18 protein-coding genes are annotated in these 15,556 nt (G+C 64.1%); 5 read left to right on the forward strand and 13 right to left on the reverse strand.

From position 1 onward, the window contains the following. Nucleotides 1-10 precede the first annotated feature (10 nt). Genes ACVOLI_RS02635 through rsmD form a run of 3 tightly spaced genes read right to left on the reverse strand, consistent with a single transcriptional unit; the run spans nt 11 to nt 1,662 of the window. Nucleotides 11-499, reverse strand: coding sequence for a hypothetical protein (locus tag ACVOLI_RS02635; protein ID WP_282268818.1), 489 nt, complete (start codon nt 497-499; stop codon nt 11-13). A 39-nt stretch (nt 500-538) separates the two neighbouring features. Beyond that, nucleotides 539-1,042 carry a pantetheine-phosphate adenylyltransferase gene (gene coaD / locus ACVOLI_RS02640; protein ID WP_481533409.1) on the reverse strand — a complete coding sequence of 168 codons (504 nt, stop codon included), beginning with the start codon at nt 1,040-1,042 and terminating at the stop codon, nt 539-541. Next, nucleotides 1,039-1,662 carry a 16S rRNA (guanine(966)-N(2))-methyltransferase RsmD gene (gene rsmD, locus ACVOLI_RS02645; RefSeq protein WP_481533410.1) on the reverse strand — a complete coding sequence of 208 codons (624 nt, stop codon included), beginning with the start codon at nt 1,660-1,662 and terminating at the stop codon, nt 1,039-1,041. The genes coaD and rsmD overlap by 4 nt, the downstream gene beginning before the upstream one ends. Before the next feature lie 201 nt (nt 1,663-1,863). Here rsmD and htpG point away from each other — a divergent pair, with 201 nt between their 5' ends. From htpG to ACVOLI_RS02665, 4 genes are all read left to right on the forward strand, one after another. After that, the gene (gene htpG / locus ACVOLI_RS02650) at nt 1,864-3,768 is read left to right on the forward strand and encodes a molecular chaperone HtpG (RefSeq protein ID WP_481533411.1); all 1,905 of its coding nucleotides are present in this window, start codon (nt 1,864-1,866) and stop codon (nt 3,766-3,768) included. Between the two features lie 768 nt (nt 3,769-4,536). Next, entirely contained in the window at nt 4,537-5,958 is a 1,422-nt protein-coding gene (gene ftsY / locus ACVOLI_RS02655; RefSeq protein WP_481533412.1) for a signal recognition particle-docking protein FtsY, read from the forward strand. A 157-nt stretch (nt 5,959-6,115) separates the two neighbouring features. Continuing rightward, complete coding sequence (mutY, locus tag ACVOLI_RS02660; RefSeq protein WP_481533420.1) at nt 6,116-7,171, forward strand: A/G-specific adenine glycosylase; 1,056 nt, start codon at nt 6,116-6,118, stop codon at nt 7,169-7,171. A 17-nt stretch (nt 7,172-7,188) separates the two neighbouring features. After that, nucleotides 7,189-7,464, forward strand: coding sequence for an oxidative damage protection protein (locus ACVOLI_RS02665; RefSeq protein ID WP_296250419.1), 276 nt, complete (start codon nt 7,189-7,191; stop codon nt 7,462-7,464). 108 nt (nt 7,465-7,572) lie between these two features. Here the strand turns inward: ACVOLI_RS02665 and ACVOLI_RS02670 are convergent, their stop codons facing one another. The 10 genes from ACVOLI_RS02670 to ACVOLI_RS02715 all read right to left on the reverse strand — a co-directional run bounded on the left by ACVOLI_RS02670 (nt 7,573) and on the right by ACVOLI_RS02715 (nt 14,527). After that, nucleotides 7,573-8,034, reverse strand: coding sequence for a DUF6491 family protein (locus ACVOLI_RS02670; RefSeq protein WP_481533413.1), 462 nt, complete (start codon nt 8,032-8,034; stop codon nt 7,573-7,575). A 109-nt stretch (nt 8,035-8,143) separates the two neighbouring features. Then, nucleotides 8,144-8,854, reverse strand: coding sequence for a lipoprotein-releasing ABC transporter ATP-binding protein LolD (lolD, locus tag ACVOLI_RS02675; RefSeq protein ID WP_481517947.1), 711 nt, complete (start codon nt 8,852-8,854; stop codon nt 8,144-8,146). After that, on the reverse strand, nt 8,847-10,088 hold the full coding sequence (locus tag ACVOLI_RS02680; protein WP_282268798.1) for a lipoprotein-releasing ABC transporter permease subunit: 1,242 nt from the start codon (nt 10,086-10,088) through the stop codon (nt 8,847-8,849). The genes lolD and ACVOLI_RS02680 overlap by 8 nt, the downstream gene beginning before the upstream one ends. 24 nt (nt 10,089-10,112) lie before the next feature. Then, entirely contained in the window at nt 10,113-10,298 is a 186-nt protein-coding gene (locus ACVOLI_RS02685) for a hypothetical protein (RefSeq protein ID WP_481533414.1), read from the reverse strand. A gap of 214 nt (nt 10,299-10,512) precedes the next feature. After that, on the reverse strand, nt 10,513-10,767 hold the full coding sequence (locus tag ACVOLI_RS02690; protein ID WP_282268793.1) for an FAD assembly factor SdhE: 255 nt from the start codon (nt 10,765-10,767) through the stop codon (nt 10,513-10,515). A 161-nt stretch (nt 10,768-10,928) separates the two neighbouring features. Then, complete coding sequence (locus ACVOLI_RS02695) at nt 10,929-11,714, reverse strand: succinate dehydrogenase iron-sulfur subunit (RefSeq protein WP_282268791.1); 786 nt, start codon at nt 11,712-11,714, stop codon at nt 10,929-10,931. 18 nt (nt 11,715-11,732) lie between these two features. After that, complete coding sequence (gene sdhA / locus ACVOLI_RS02700; protein WP_481533415.1) at nt 11,733-13,523, reverse strand: succinate dehydrogenase flavoprotein subunit; 1,791 nt, start codon at nt 13,521-13,523, stop codon at nt 11,733-11,735. A gap of 3 nt (nt 13,524-13,526) precedes the next feature. Then, nucleotides 13,527-13,910 (reverse strand): succinate dehydrogenase, hydrophobic membrane anchor protein, encoded by a 384-nt coding sequence (gene sdhD, locus ACVOLI_RS02705; protein ID WP_303746727.1) that lies wholly within the window; start codon nt 13,908-13,910, stop codon nt 13,527-13,529. After that, nucleotides 13,907-14,299, reverse strand: a complete 393-nt coding sequence (sdhC, locus tag ACVOLI_RS02710) for a succinate dehydrogenase, cytochrome b556 subunit (protein ID WP_057626052.1) — start codon at nt 14,297-14,299, stop codon at nt 13,907-13,909. The genes sdhD and sdhC overlap by 4 nt, the downstream gene beginning before the upstream one ends. 54 nt (nt 14,300-14,353) lie before the next feature. Continuing rightward, nucleotides 14,354-14,527 (reverse strand): DUF1674 domain-containing protein, encoded by a 174-nt coding sequence (locus ACVOLI_RS02715; protein WP_303746729.1) that lies wholly within the window; start codon nt 14,525-14,527, stop codon nt 14,354-14,356. 39 nt (nt 14,528-14,566) lie between these two features. On the opposite strand from ACVOLI_RS02715, the gene ygfZ reads away from it, so the two are divergent. After that, a complete protein-coding gene (gene ygfZ / locus ACVOLI_RS02720) occupies nt 14,567-15,424 on the forward strand; it encodes a CAF17-like 4Fe-4S cluster assembly/insertion protein YgfZ (protein WP_481533416.1) in 858 nt (285 codons plus the stop codon). The last annotated feature ends 132 nt before the right edge of the window (nt 15,425-15,556 follow it).

The raw sequence follows: 15,556 nt of genomic DNA on the forward strand, positions 1-15,556 counted from the left end.
CGCCAATGCGTCACTTGGCTTCGACGAAGACGTAGTCGGCGCCGGTCGGCTTGACGATGGTCTGCACACGGGCGTTGTCAGCGGCATCGCCGATGAACACCACGCGCACACCCTTCATCGAATCAGCCTGCACGTCCTTGAAACTGGCTTCGATCAGGTCAGCCATCTTGGCCGACGCCGACGAACCGAAAGCCAGCATGTTGCCCGGCTGGACGCCGCGACCGACGGCACCGGTGGCGCTCTCAGCCTGACGGTCGTACTTGGCAGCGAACTCCGGATCCGATTCCGGCGGCAGGTAGTACAGGAACGGGCTGGCGGTGATGTTGCCCATGTTCTGCACGGCGACCGCCTGCAGGTACTTCTTCCAACCCGCGTCGTCATCCTTGGCCGGGGCGACCAGCGCCTGCTGCGCTTCGACTACCGGTGCTTCTTCTTTCTTGCAGGCCGTTACAGCCAGCACCATCGAGGCGGCAAGCAGCACGCGCATCGTGTTCTTCATGATCGTTCTCCCGTTGAAAAGTGGTGTTACCAGAAAAATTTACTGCCCACGCGCTTCGCGGGCCTTGCGCAACGCTTCAAGCACAGTGGCCGGCACGAAACCGGAGACATCCCCGCCCAACCGGGCGATTTCACGCACCAGCGAGGAGGAAATGAAGCTGTGCTGCTCGGAGGGGGTCAGAAACAAGGTCTCCACCTCCGGAATCAGATGCCGGTTCATGCTCGCCATCTGGAATTCGTATTCAAAATCGGACACCGCGCGCAGGCCGCGCAGCAGCACCCCGCCGTGCACGGAGCGCACGAAATGGGCCAGCAAGGTGTCGAAACCGACCACTTCCACGTTGTCGTGGTGTTGCAGTGCTTCCACCGCCAATGCCACCCGCAGCTGCAGCGGCAGCGTCGGGCCCTTGGATGGGCTCTGCGCCACGCCGACCACCACCTTCTCGAACAAGGGCGCGGCACGGTTCACCAGGTCGATGTGACCATTGGTGATCGGGTCGAAAGTACCCGGGTATACGGCGATGCGGCGATTGGCTGAGGTCATGCGGGTTCGGTCGCGTTCATGTCGCCGCGAAGTGTAGCAGCGGCCCGGCGGTAGAGGGCATAGGCCACCTCACGGGTACTGCCTTCGCGACGCAGTTGCCATTCCGCCGGCAGCTGCAGCGCCGCGCCTACCGGCGCTTCCACGTACAGCCAGGCATCGTCAGCCAGGTGCCGGGGAAGACGTTCGATCACCTGTTCCCACAAACCGGCGGCGAAAGGAGGGTCCAGAAACACGACGTCGGCCCGTGCGGGCGGCGCACTGCCCAGCCATTGCAGGGCATCGCCGGCAATCACCTCAACCTGGGCCCCTGCCCCCAGCCTTCCGACCACGCCGCGCAGTGCCGCCACCAGCTGCGGATCGCGCTCCACCAGCTGTGCGAACGCCGCACCGCGCGATACCGCCTCCAGGCCCAGCGCGCCGCTGCCGGCAAACAGGTCCAACACGCGCGCGCCCGGCAGTTTGGGCAGCAGCCAGTTGAACAGGGTTTCGCGGACCCGGTCGCTGGTCGGCCTCAGGCCCGGCAATTCAGGAACCTGCAAACGGGTATTGCGCCAACGTCCACCGACGATACGCACCTGCCCGCTGGCAGCAGCAGGCGCTTTCCCACGAACCGGACTCATCCGCCCCGCACCGGCAAAGCCAATGGCAAAACGTGGCAAATCAAATACATCGGCGGTCTACATCCAACAGATCCAAGTGCTGCAGATGATAGACCAGCACCTGCCCCGGCTGCGCCCACCTTGAAATCGGCCCATTCACCCTTACCCAAGCTGCAGTCGCCGCGCAGCTGCGCGCCCCATAGCAACGGAGCACCCCGACCGATGAGCAACCCGAATCACAAGGAAACCCGCGGTTTCCAGACCGAGGTGAAGCAGCTGCTGCACCTGATGATCCATTCGCTGTACTCGAACAAGGAAATCTTCCTGCGCGAGCTGGTGTCCAATGCCGCCGACGCCGCCGACAAGCTGCGCTTCGAAGCGTTGACCCAGCCCGAGCTGCTCGAAGGCGGCGCGCCACTGCGCATCCGCATCGAGGCCGACCCGGCCGCGCGCACCCTGACCATCGACGACAACGGCATCGGCCTGAGCCGCGATGAAGCCATCGCCCACCTCGGCACCATCGCCAAGTCCGGCACCGCAGAGTTCCTGAAGAACCTGTCCGGCGACCAGAAGAAGGACTCCAACCTGATCGGCCAGTTCGGCGTGGGCTTCTATTCGGCCTTCATCGTTGCCGACCAGGTTGATGTGTACAGCCGCCGCGCCGGCCTGCCGGCCAGCGAAGGCGTGCATTGGTCGTCCAAGGGCGAAGGCGAATTCGAGGTCGAGACCATCGACAAGCCCGAGCGCGGCACCCGCATCGTGCTGCACCTGAAGGAAGGCGAAGACAGCTATACCGACGGCTGGCAGCTGCGCAGCCTGATCAAGAAGTACTCCGACCACATCGGCCTGCCCATCGAGCTGCAGAAAGAACATCACGGCGAGGAAGCCGACAAGCCGGCCACGCCGGAGTGGGAAACCGTCAACCGCGCCAATGCGCTGTGGACCCGCGCCAAGTCCGAGGTCAAGGACGAGGAATACAAGGAGTTCTACAAGCACATCGCGCACGATCCGACCGATCCTCTGGCCTGGACCCACAACAAGGTCGAAGGCAAGCTGGAGTACACCTCGCTGTTGTACACGCCGGGCCGCGCGCCGTTCGACCTGTACCACCGCGACGCACCCAAGGGCCTGAAGCTCTATGTGCAGCGCGTCTTCATCATGGACCAGGCCGAGCAGTTCCTGCCGCTGTACCTGCGTTTCATCAAGGGCGTGGTCGATTCCAACGACCTGCCGTTGAACGTGTCGCGTGAAATCCTGCAGTCCGGCCCGGTGATCGACTCGATGAAGTCGGCGCTGACCAAGCGTTCGCTGGACATGCTGGAGAAGCTGGCCAAGGACAAGCCGGAGGACTATGCCGGCTTCTGGAAGAACTTCGGCCAGGTGCTGAAGGAAGGCCCGGCCGAGGATTACGGCAACCGCGAGAAGGTCGCCGGCCTGCTGCGCTTCGCCTCCACCCATGACGACAGCGGCGAGCAGAGTGTCGCCCTGGCCGATTACGTCGGTCGCATGATCGAAGGCCAGGACAAGCTCTATTACCTGACCGGCGAGAGCTACCAGCAGGTCAAGGACAGCCCGCACCTGGAGGTGTTCCGCAAGAAGGGCATCGAAGTGCTGCTGATGACCGACCGCATCGATGAGTGGCTGATGAGCTACCTCAACGAGTTCGACGGCAAGTCCTTTGTCGATATCGCCCGTGGCGACCTGGACCTGGGCAAGCTGGAGACCGAAGAGGACAAGAAGGCACAGGAAGAAGTCGCCAAGACCAAGGAAGGCCTGGCCGCGCGCCTGAAGACCGTGCTGGGCGAGGAAGTCGCCGAAGTGCGCGTCTCGCACCGCCTGACCGACTCGCCGGCCATCCTCGCCATCGGCGAACAGGACCTGGGCCTGCAGATGCGCCAGATCCTCGAAGCCAGCGGCCAGAAGGTACCCGACAGCAAGCCGGTGTTCGAGTTCAACCCGGCGCACCCGCTGATCGAGAAGCTGGATGCCGAGCCGGACATGGACCGCTTCAACGACCTGGCCCATGTGCTGTTCGACCAGGCCGCATTGGCCGCCGGCGACAGCCTGAAGGATCCGGCCGGCTATGTGCGCCGCTTGAACAAGCTGCTGCTGGAACTGTCAGCCTGATGATCCACCCTCTCCCTTTCGCGCAGCGAAGGGGTGGGTTGGAAAGGGGTGCCCTGTAGTGCCGAGCCATGCTCGGCAGAGGCCTTCCCAATAAAGCCCCCAAAAGCTCCCCTCACCCCAACCCCTCTCCCGTAAACGGGAGAGGGGCTTATAGAGCGAGGAGCCTGTAGTGCCGAGCCATGCTCGGCAGAGGCCTTCCCGGTAAAGCCCCAAAAGCCCCCCTCACCCCAACCCCTCTCCCGCAAGCGGGAGAGGGGCTTGTAGAGCGAGGAGCCTGTAGTGCCGAGCCATGCTCGGCAGAGGCCTTACCGGCAAAGCCCCAAAAGCTCCCCTCACCCCAACCCCTCTCCCGTAAACGGGAGAGGGGCTTATAGAGCGAGGGGCCTGTAGTGCCGAGCCATGCTCGGCAGATGCCTTCCCGGCAAAGCCCCAAGAGCTCCCCTCACCCCAACCCCTCTCCCGCAAGCGGGAGAGGGGCTTGTAGAGCGAGGAGCCTGTAGCGCCGAGCCATGCTCGGCAGTGGCCTTCCAGGTAAAGCCCCAAAAGCCCCCCCCCTCACCCCAACCCCCGCTCCGCGCCCCAGCCCTTGCGCTGGCGCTGGCGCTGGCGCAAGCGCGTTCGATGAGCAGCGAACCAATGGTTCGCAAGCTGCTCCTCTCACCCCACAAGCGGGACAGGAGCTTTGGCGACAGCACTCTCGCCACCGCACCGCCGGCCGCCTGACCGCCAGTGGTAGAATGGACAACTGATTTCAGGCCTTTTTCCTTCATGTTCAGCTTCTTCCGCCGCAAAAAGACCGACGACGCCCAACAGCCCGCAAAGCCGTCCACGCTGAGCGCCGAGGAACTTGCCGCCGCGTTCCCGCAGGCACCGTCGGCACAAGCGCCGCTGCCCGCAGAACCCGCCCAGCCCGAAACCGCACAAACGTCGGTCGAAGCCCCGGTCGCTGCTCATGCGCAGGTAGAGCCAGCAACAGAAGCCGCAGCAGCGCCCGCGCCGCTTGCCGAACAAGTTGTCGTGGTCGAAGCAGCCCCTGTTGCAGCACCAGCCCAGGTCGAAGCACCGGCTGCCGCCGAACCGCCCGCCCCTGCAGCCCTTGAAATCGCTCCGCAGGCGATGGAGCCCGTTGCCGCCCCTGCTCCTGTCGTTGCTGCTCCTGTTGTTCCAGTTGCAGCACCGGCTCCGGCCGCTGCCGAAGTCATCGTCCCCAGCTCCCCCGATTCAGACGCAGCACTGATTCCCCTCGACGCAGCTCCCGCAGCGCCGGCCGGCAAGCTCGGCTGGCGCGATCGCCTGCGTAACAGCAGCTTCGCGCGCAGCTTCGGCGGCCTGTTCTCGCGCAATCCCAAGCTCGACGACGACCTGCTCGATGAAATTGAAACCGCCCTGATAACCGCCGACGTCGGCATGCCGGCAACCACGGCGCTGGTCGAAGATCTGCGCAAGCGCATGAAGTCGCGCGAGTTCGCCGATGCCAACGCACTGCTGGCCGCGCTGCGCGCCGACCTGATCGCAATGCTGCAGCCGGTCGCCAAGCCGCTGGTCATCGACACCAATGCCAAGCCATTCGTGATCCTCACCGTCGGCGTCAACGGCGTCGGCAAGACCACCACCATCGGCAAGCTGGCCAAGCGCTTCAAGGATCAGGGCCATAGCCTGATGCTGGCCGCTGGCGATACCTTCCGTGCCGCCGCGGTTGCCCAGCTGCAGATCTGGGGCGAGCGCAATGGCGTTGCCGTCGTCGCACAGGGTCAGAACGCCGATGCCGCTTCGGTCGCGTTCGATGCACTGCAGGCCGGCAAGGCACGCGGCACCAGCGTGCTGATCGCCGACACCGCCGGTCGCCTGCACACCCAGACCGGCCTGATGAACGAGCTGAGCAAGATCCGTCGCGTGCTGGGCAAGATCGACGACACCGCACCGCACGAAGTGCTGATGGTGATCGACGGCACCACCGGTCAGAACGCGCTGTCGCAGCTGCGCCAGTTCCATGCTGCTGCTGGTGTCACCGGCCTGGTCGTGACCAAGCTGGACGGTACCGCCAAGGGCGGCGTGGTGTTCGCGCTGGCGCGCGAGTTTGGCATTCCGATCCGTTTCGCCGGCATCGGCGAGCGCCCGGAAGACCTGCGCGTATTCGATGCAGAAGCCTTCGTCGACGCGCTGCTGCCGCAGGCCTTGGGCAGCAACTGATCTGCTAACCCCTCTCCCGTTTACGGGAGAGGGGTTGGGGTGAGGGGAAGCTCTACGAGCGGAATCAAAAGCTCCCCTCATCCGCCCCTTCGGGGCACCTTCTCCCGCCCGCGGGAGAAGGGACTCGATGCAATCGCCAGCCATCGCCTGCGAGCCAATGCCCAACTTCCCCAGCCAACTCCTCACCTGGTTTGACCAGCACGGCCGCCACGATCTGCCCTGGCAGCATCCGCGTTCGCCGTATCGGGTTTGGCTATCGGAAATCATGCTGCAGCAGACCCAGGTCGCCACTGCAACACCCTATTTCCAACGCTTCGTGCAGTCGTTCCCAACGCTGCGCGATCTGGCAGCAACCGACAACGACACCTTGATGGCGCACTGGGCCGGCCTGGGCTATTACGCACGCGCCCGCAACCTGCATGCCGCAGCCAGGCAATGCGTCGAACTGCATGGCGGTGAACTGCCGCGTGATTTCGATGCCCTGCTCGCCCTGCCCGGCATCGGCCGCAGCACCGCCGGCGCCATCCTCAGCCAGGCATGGAACGACCCGTTCGCGATCCTCGATGGCAACGTCAAGCGCGTCTTGACCCGCTACCACGGCATCACCGGTTTCCCCGGCCTGCCTGCCATCGAGAAACAACTGTGGGCACAAGCTGAGGCACACGTCGCGCAGGTGCCGGTCGGGCGCATGGCCGACTACACCCAGGCGCAGATGGATTTCGGCGCGACCCTGTGCACACGCGCCAAGCCGGCCTGCATCCTCTGCCCGCTGCAGCGCAGTTGTACCGCATATGCACGCGGCCTGGTCGATTCACTCCCCACGCCGAAGCCCAGCAAAGTGCTGCCGGAGCGCGAAGCCAGCGCCCTGTTGCTGGAAGACAGCGACGGCCGCATCCTGCTGCTCAAGCGCCCGCCAACCGGCATCTGGGCCTCACTGTGGACGCTGCCGCAGGCCGACACTGACAGCGCGCTGCGCGAGTGGTTCGCCGCCAGCATCAAAGGCAACTACGACAACGCCAACGAGCTGCCGCTGATCGTGCATACCTTCAGCCATTACCGCCTGCATCTGCAGCCACTGCACCTGCGCAAGGTCGCACTCAAATCCAAGGTCGGTGACAATGCTGATCTACGTTGGGTAGCGCGTGACGAGCTCGTCGCAATCGGCCTGCCCGCGCCCATCCGCAAACTGCTGGAACGTCATCCGGCGCACTGATTCGACAGGACTACACCATGCCCCGCTCCGTCTTCTGCCAATACGAACAACGCGAAACCGAGGGACTGGATTTCGTGCCTTATCCCGGCGAACTGGGGCAGCGCATCTTCGCCAACATCGGCAAGCAGGCGTGGGCGGCATGGCTGGCGCACCAGACCATGCTGATCAACGAGAACCGGCTGTCACCGCGCGACCCCAAGCACCGCGCCTTCCTCGAGGAAGAGCTGGTGAAGTACCTGTTCTCCGGCGGCGCGGAAAAGCCGGCCGGCTACGTTGCGCCGGAAGCGGAATAAAACCGGACCCTGTAGCGCCGAGCCATGCTCGGCTGGGGCCTTACCGGCGACGGCTGGTCCGCGCATGAAGGCCCCTGCCGAGCATGGCTCGGCACTACAGATGGCATCTCACTCCGTGTCCGTGCCCTGATCTGCAGCGCGCTCGGAGATCTTGGCCTCACGCAGCTCTTTCTCGGATGCGCGCAGGCTCTTCACGTCCAGTGGCTGGATGCTCTCGATCCGGCACGGCACACGTGCCATCGGGCCGCCACCATGCACGATCACGCGGTCAAAACGCGCCGACACCTGCCCCATCATGTTGGTGATGCTGATCGCCGGGGCGAATGACAGATCCATGCACGGCCCGCTGAGATTCAGCAGCCAGGCTTCGTTGGGCTTGGTCCATACCGCCAATGCACTGTCGCCCAGCTCGGTCCAGCCATTGAGCGAACCGAAGTATCTGAAGTTCTTCACCGGCTCACCAGCGTGGGCGCGGTAGAGATCAAGCCGCTCGGCACTGGTCAGCTTTCCCGTCGTTGCACAGCCACCAAGAACGGCGGCCAACAGCATCGCAACAAGCATTTTCTTCATGACAGCAATCCTCATTGAAGGAAACAACCCGACCCCATGAAGCAGCTAGTACTTACCCAAGCATGCTAGCCCCATGGCGGCCACGGGACCAACACCTCCCTTTCGCGACTCAAACCCCGCTACTGGCCAACTCGTGCAGCCGGCCCTGGCGCAGCTCCAGCACGCGATCCAGCTTGCGCGCCAGACTGCGATCATGGGTGACCAGAACCAAACTGGTGCGGTGGACCCGATTCAACTCCAGCATCAGGTCGAACACGGTACCGGCAGTCTTGTCGTCCAGGTTGCCAGTGGGCTCATCACCCAACACGCAGCCCGGCTGGTTGACCAGGGCGCGGGCAACCGCGGTGCGTTGGCGTTCGCCGCCCGACAGCTCGCCCGGCTTGTGATCCAGCCGATGGCCAAGCCCAACCGATTCCAGCAAGGCCTTGGCGCGGGCGCTGGCGCCGGCCGGGTCACTGCCGCCCAGCATCACCGGGATCATCACATTCTCCAGCGCGGTGAATTCCGGTAGCAGGTGATGGAACTGATAGACGAAGCCTAGAGAGCTGTTGCGCAGCTTGCCGCGTGCGGCATCGGACAGGGCCGACATGCGCTGACCGGCGACATAGACCTCACCGGCGGTCGGAATATCCAAGCCGCCCAGCAGGTGCAGCAAAGTGCTCTTGCCTGCGCCGGAGGCACCGACGATGGCCACGGTCTCGCCGGCGGCAACGTTCAAGTCCAGGCCGTCGAATACCGGTGTGTGCATCTTGCCTTCGGCATAGGTCTTGCCCAGACCCTCGGCGCGGATTACCGATTCCATCAATGCGTTCTCATTCATAGCGCAGCGCCTCGGCCGGCTGGGTGCGGGCTGCGCGCCACGCCGGGTAGATGGTTGCGGCAAAGCTCATCAGCAGCGCCACCACGGTGATCACGACGATATCGCCGGTCTGCATGTCGGTCGGCAGGCCGGTGATGTAGTACACATCCTCCGGCAGCAGCTTGATGTTGAACACGGTCTCGATCAGGCCGAGGATGCGTTCCAGGTTGAGGGTCAAGGTGATGCCGCTGATCACGCCGACAATGGTGCCGAACACGCCGATCAGCGTGCCCTGCACCATGAACACCTGCATGACGCCACCGGGCGTAAGGCCAAGCGTGCGCAGGATGGCGATATCGGCCTGCTTGTCGGTAACGAGCATCACCTGCGACGACACGAGGTTGAAGGCACCCATTGCCACGATCAGCGAGAGCAGGATGCCCATCACCGTCTTTTCCATACGCAACGAGTGGTAGAGATTGGCGTTCTCCTGGGTCCAATCGCTCACCCGGTAATAGCCGTTGAGGTTGACTGCCAGATCGCGGGCCACGGTATAGGCCTGGTCCATGTCGTGCATCTTCAGGCGCACGCCGGTGACGCCGTCCATGCGCAGCACGCGCTCCATGTCCTGCATGTTGGTGAAGGCGACGCCGCGGTCGACTTCATTGGAGCCAGCCTCGAAGATGCCGCTGACCTTGAAGCGCTTGACCCGCGGCATGGCGCCCATCGGCGTGCCCTGCACTTCGGCCAGCGTGGCCACGACGCTGTCGCCGACATCCACGCCCAACCAGATCGCCAGCTCCTTGCCGACCACCATGTTGAATTCGCCGGGCTGCAGGCTGTCCAGCTTGCCCTTGGTCATCTTCTCGGCCAGCACCGAGACCTTGGATTCCTGCGCCGGGTCAACGCCCTGGATGATCGCGCCCTGCACCCGCAGGCCGCTCAACATGCCCTGGATCTCGATATACGGCGCGGCACCGGCCACGCGCGGATCCTTGGTCGCCACGTCGATGGCGTGCTGCCAATTGGCCATCGGCTCGCCATCGGCACTGACCGTGGCGTGGGCCGACATCTGCAGCAGGCGGTCGCGGATTTCCTTCTGGAAGCCGCTCATCACCGCCAAGGTGGTGATCAGCACCATCACCCCGAGCGCAATGCCGAGGATGGAAGCCATGGAGATGAAGGAAATGAAGCCATTGCGGCGCTTGGCGCGCAGATAGCGCAAACCGATTGCGACAGGTAAGGGTTTGAACATGCGTGTCTGCCCGTGAACTGGTCGCTATGGTGCCATTCCCGGCGGCTGGCGGGAAACGCCATGCGCCTTTACGGCCAGTCGCAGTTCACGTCGTAGCGCGCGCGGCAGGGTATCGGGCCAGAACAGCGCCTGCTGGCGCTGTTTTCCAAGCCGCCAGCGCAGCACCAGCAGCGGTCCGCGCTCGAGCAGTTCGACCTGCCCAACAGGCACTCCATCAACGCTCGGCGACCCCGGCGGTGGCGGTATCAGCAGGCCCCAGCATGGCCTTCGCCACTCAGCCCGCGCCTGCAGCAGCCCACAGCCAAGCACGCACACGGCGAACGGCCAGGCATGGCCCGGCCCCAATCTACAGTTCAGTATCGAAATGGCGGCCAGTACCGCCAGGCCAAGGATCGCGCAGATCAGCCAGCGTGACGGACGCCACTCACACCGGAAGGGCGCGGATATAGGCGATGAGCTGCGCCTGCGACGCATCCGGACAGACCTCGTAGCCCATGGACCAGCGCCACAACTTATCGTCTTCGGTGTCCAGCAACTGCAGGAAAACCTCGCGCTCGGCCGCAGGTGCTTCCAGCCAACGGCGGTCCAGATAACGGCCAAACAGCTGATCCAGCTCGCGCATGCCGCGCCGGCAGCGCCAGCGCAGCTTCTTCAACAGGATTTCGTCTTCGGTCTGCATGGCTTCGGGTACCTCGGATACCAGAGCCCCTCTCCCGCCGGGAGAGGGGTTGGGGTGAGGGTTGGAGCGAAGCTCCCGCGAAATCGAGGGCAGCAGGCTTCACCCGTACCCTCATCCGCCCCTGCGGGGCACCTTCTCCCGAAGGGAGAAGGCAGAACACATCAAGCGCGGCGCGCCATCATCAGCTTCTTGATCTCGGCAATTGCCAGTGCCGGGTTCAAGCCCTTGGGGCAGGTGCGTGCGCAGTTCATGATGGTGTGGCAGCGGTACAGCTTGAACGGATCTTCCAGATCGTCCAGGCGTGCGCCGGTGTCTTCATCGCGCGAGTCGATGATCCAGCGGTAGGCCTGCAGCAGGATCGCCGGGCCCAGGTAACGCTCGCCGTTCCACCAGTAGCTCGGGCAGCTGGTCGAGCAGCACGCGCACAGGATGCACTCGTACAGGCCGTCCAGCTTCTTGCGGTCGTCCGGCGACTGCAGGCGTTCGCGGTCTGCCGGAGCCGGGGTCTGGGTGCGGATCCACGGCTTGATCGAGGCGTACTGCGCATAGAAGTGGGTCAGGTCCGGAACCAGATCCTTGACCACGTCCATGTGCGGCAGCGGGTAGATCGGCACTTCGGCCTTGCCGCAGTCGGCAATGGCGCGGGTGCAGGCCAGGGTGTTGGTGCCGTCGATGTTCATCGCGCACGAACCGCAGATACCCTCGCGGCAGGAGCGACGGAAGGTCAGGGTCGGATCAATCTCGTTCTTGATCTTGATCAGCGCGTCCAGAACCATCGGGCCGCACGCATCGAGATCGATCTCGTAGGTGTCGGTACGCGGGTTCTGGTCGCCATCGGGGCTCCAGCGGTAGATCTTGAAGGTACGCGTGTTCTTCGCGCCGCCCTTGGCGGGGAAGTGCTTGCCCTTGGTCAACCGGGAGTTCTTCGGGAGTGCAAATTCAGCCATGTTCGTAAGTTCCCCGGATCAGTAGACGCGCGGCTTCGGCGGCACCACGGACACGTCATCGCTGAGCGTGTACATGTGCACCGGGCGGTAATCGAAGCTGCACTTGCCCTTTTCGTCGACAGTGACCAGCGTGTGCTTCTGCCAGTTTACGTCGTCGCGGTCCGGGTAATCCTCGTGCGCGTGGGCGCCACGGCTTTCCTTGCGCTGCTCGGCCGAGTTGATGGTCGCCACTGCATTGAGCAGCAGGTTGTTCAGCTCGTAGGTCTCGATCAGGTCCGAGTTCCAGACCAGCGAACGGTCGGAAACCTTGACGTCCTGGAACGAATCGAACACCTGCGCCATCTTCTGGCAGCCTTCTTCCAGCGTCTTGCTGGTGCGGAACACGGCAGCATCGTTCTGCATGGTGCGCTGCATGTTGTCGCGGATGACCGAGGTCGGCGTATCGCCATTGGCGTGACGCAGCTTGTCGAGCAGGCCCAGGGCCTTGTCGCAGGCATCGGACGGCAGGGTCTTGTGTGGCGCACCCGGCTTGATCGTCTCGGCGCAGCGGTTGGCCACGGCGCGGCCGAACACCACCAGGTCGAGCAGCGAGTTGGAGCCCAGACGGTTTGCACCGTGCACGGACACGCAGGCCGCTTCGCCGATGGCGTACAGGCCCGGCACCACTGCATCGGGGTTGTCGCCGACCTTGCGCACCACTTCACCGTGGTAGTTGGTCGGGATGCCGCCCATGTTGTAGTGCACGGTCGGGATGACCGGGATCGGCTGCTTGTGCACGTCCACGCCCGCGAAGATGCGCGCGCTTTCGGCAATACCCGGCAGCTTGTCGTCGATCACGCCCGGGCCGAGGTGGGTCAGGTCGAGCAGGATGTGATCCTTGTGCTCGCCAACGCCGCGGCCTTCGCGGATTTCGATGGTCATCGAACGCGACACCACGTCACGCGATGCCAGATCCTTGTAGTGCGGTGCGTAGCGCTCCATGAAGCGTTCGCCACTGCTGTTGCGCAGGATACCGCCCTCGCCTCGCACACCTTCGGTGATCAGGCAGCCGGCACCGTAGATACCGGTCGGGTGGAACTGCACGAACTCCATATCCTGCAGCGGCAGGCCGGCACGGGCCACCAAGCCACCGCCGTCACCGGTACAGGTATGCGCCGAGGTGGCGCTGAAGTAGGCACGGCCGTAACCACCGGTTGCCAGCACCACGCCCTGCGAGCGGAACAGGTGCAGGGTGCCTTCGGCCATGTCCAGGGCGAGCACGCCACGGCAGACGCCTTCGTCGTCGAAGATCAGGTCGAGTGCGAAGTACTCGATCATGAACTGCGCATCGTGCGCCAGCGACTGCTGGTACAGGGTGTGCAGGATGGCGTGGCCGGTACGGTCGGCGGCGGCGCAGGTACGCTGCGCGGACGGGCCTTCACCGTACTTGGTGGTCATGCCACCGAACGGACGCTGGTAGATCTTGCCTTCTTCGGTGCGCGAGAACGGAACGCCGTAGTGCTCCAGCTCGATGATGGCCGGGATGGCCTCACGGCACATGTACTCGATGGCGTCCTGGTCACCCAGCCAATCCGAGCCCTTGATGGTGTCGAAGAAGTGGTAACGCCAGTCATCCTCGCCCATGTTGGCAAGCGCGGCGGAGATACCGCCCTGTGCTGCCACGGTGTGCGAACGGGTCGGGAAGACCTTGGTGATGCAGACAGTCTGCAGGCCCTTCTGGGCCAGGCCAAACGTTGCACGCAGGCCAGCGCCACCGGCGCCGACGACGACCATGTCGACCTTGTGTTCAGTGATGTTGTAAGCGGACATGTATCAGTTCCCAAACGCGATGCGGGCAACCGCAAAGATGCTGACGATGGCGCCGAGCACGGCGACGAACTTGACCGTGGTCTGCAGGGCCAGGGCCATCAGCGAGTTGTGGATGTAGTCCTCGAGGACCACCTGCAGGCCAAGCTGGGCATGCCAGAACATGGCGACCAGGAAGCCACCCAGCAGGATCGCGTTCCACGGCTTGGAAATGGTTTCCACGGCGGTAACGTAATCGGCGCCCATCAGGCTCAGCACCAGGCACAGGAACCAGATGGTCAGTGCAACCAGGGCGGTGGCGGTCAGGCGCTGGTGGACGAAGTGCTCGGTACCGGACTTGGCGCTGCCAAGGCCACGCGCATTCTTCAGCGGGGTGCGGTACTTGCTCATGCGGCAGCTCCCATGCAGACGTAAGCCCAGATCAGCGCGGTCAGCACCAGCGAGGCGATCACCGACATCCAGCTGCTGCGGATGAAGGTAGCCTTGGCGTAGCCGATGGCGAAGTCCTGCACGATATGGCGGATGCCATTGCACAGGTGATAGGCGAAGCACCAGGTCCAACCGAACAGGATCACCTTGCCGTACCAGGCGCTGGCATGGGTGGTGAAGCAGTTCCAGGACTCAGGCCCCATCATCAGGGCGAACAAGCCGCCTGCGATGATCAGGGAACCGACAGTCAGAATGATGCCGGTTACTCGATGCAGGATCGAGGTGGCCATCTGGATCTGCCAGCGATACACCTGCAGGTGCGGAGAAAGGGGGCGGGGTCTGTTCGCCATTCGCTGACTCATATCTCGGCTGGGCGGCTCAATGCCGCGTTGGCTCAACGCTGCTCAGAAATCTATGCAGCGCCCGTTTTTCTCCCAATCGCCATACCGCACCGGATCAAGTCCGCCGCGGCCGCCTATTTCCTGAGGCACCGGCGTAACCTCGGGAAGCGGCTGCTTCTCGGGGCCCAACGGGGCTTCAGCTTCGGGCTCGGGAGTGGGGGTTGTTTGGCCTATCATTGGTGGTCTCGCAACGCACAAATTTTAGTCCTCAGTCACGTGTCTGACAACCTCGCCCCTGCTTTCACCGGTTTCCGCACACTTTCCAAGGCTCAGATCGTGAGTCTTGCGGGAGCCGATGCGGTCGCTTTCGCCCAAGCCCAGTTCGCCAATGACGTGCCCTCGTTGGCCGACGGTCATTGGCAATGGAGCGCCTGGCTGACCGCCAAAGGCCGCGTGCTGTCTATCTTTCAGCTGGTACGGGTAGACGCACAGACCCTGCTGCTGGTCTGCCACGACGGCGGCGCCGAGGCCATGGCCGAACAACTGCGGCGATTCGTGTTCCGCCGCAAGGTCGTCATCAGCCATGCCAGCACGCTGGCAGTGAATGCCGCGCTGGAAGCACCCGTTTCGGCCCATGGCGCGCAATTGGCGCAGCTGGCCGACGGCGTCATCGAACTGGATGTGGGCAGCGCAACGGTGCCGCGAACGCTGCAGATCAGCAACATAGCCGCTGCCAACGACAGCACCCCTGAATTGGCTTGGCGTCAATCCGACCTTCGTTTTGGCCTGCCCCGGCTTGAAGATGCACAGCGTGAGCAATGGACGCCGCAGCAACTGGGGTTGGATCGCCTGAACGCCTACAGCGTCAAGAAGGGCTGCTATCCGGGCCAGGAGATCGTTGCCCGCACCCATTTCCTGGGCAAGGCCAAGCGCTCGCTGGCGCTATTGGAATGCGCATCATTCGCAAACTCTGGTGATGCAGTCCAGCACGGGGACAGCAACATCGGCAGCGTCGCCTGTGTGGCCGGCGCATTGGCGCTTGCAGTGCTGCCACTGGAGTTGCCGGAAGGCCCACTGCAGGTCAATGGCGAGATCGCCAGCATCCAGCCGCTGCTGGAAGGCCTGGCGCGCTGAAGCCCGGTAGTGCCTTGCGCTTCACCTGTAGTGGGGGGGGGGGGGGGGGGGGGGGGGGGGGGGGGGGGGGGGGGGGGGGGGGGGGGGGGGGGGGGGGGGGGGGGGGGGGGGGGGGGGGGGGGGGGGGGGGGG

Source organism: Stenotrophomonas sp. STEN029 (assembly GCF_056760015.1).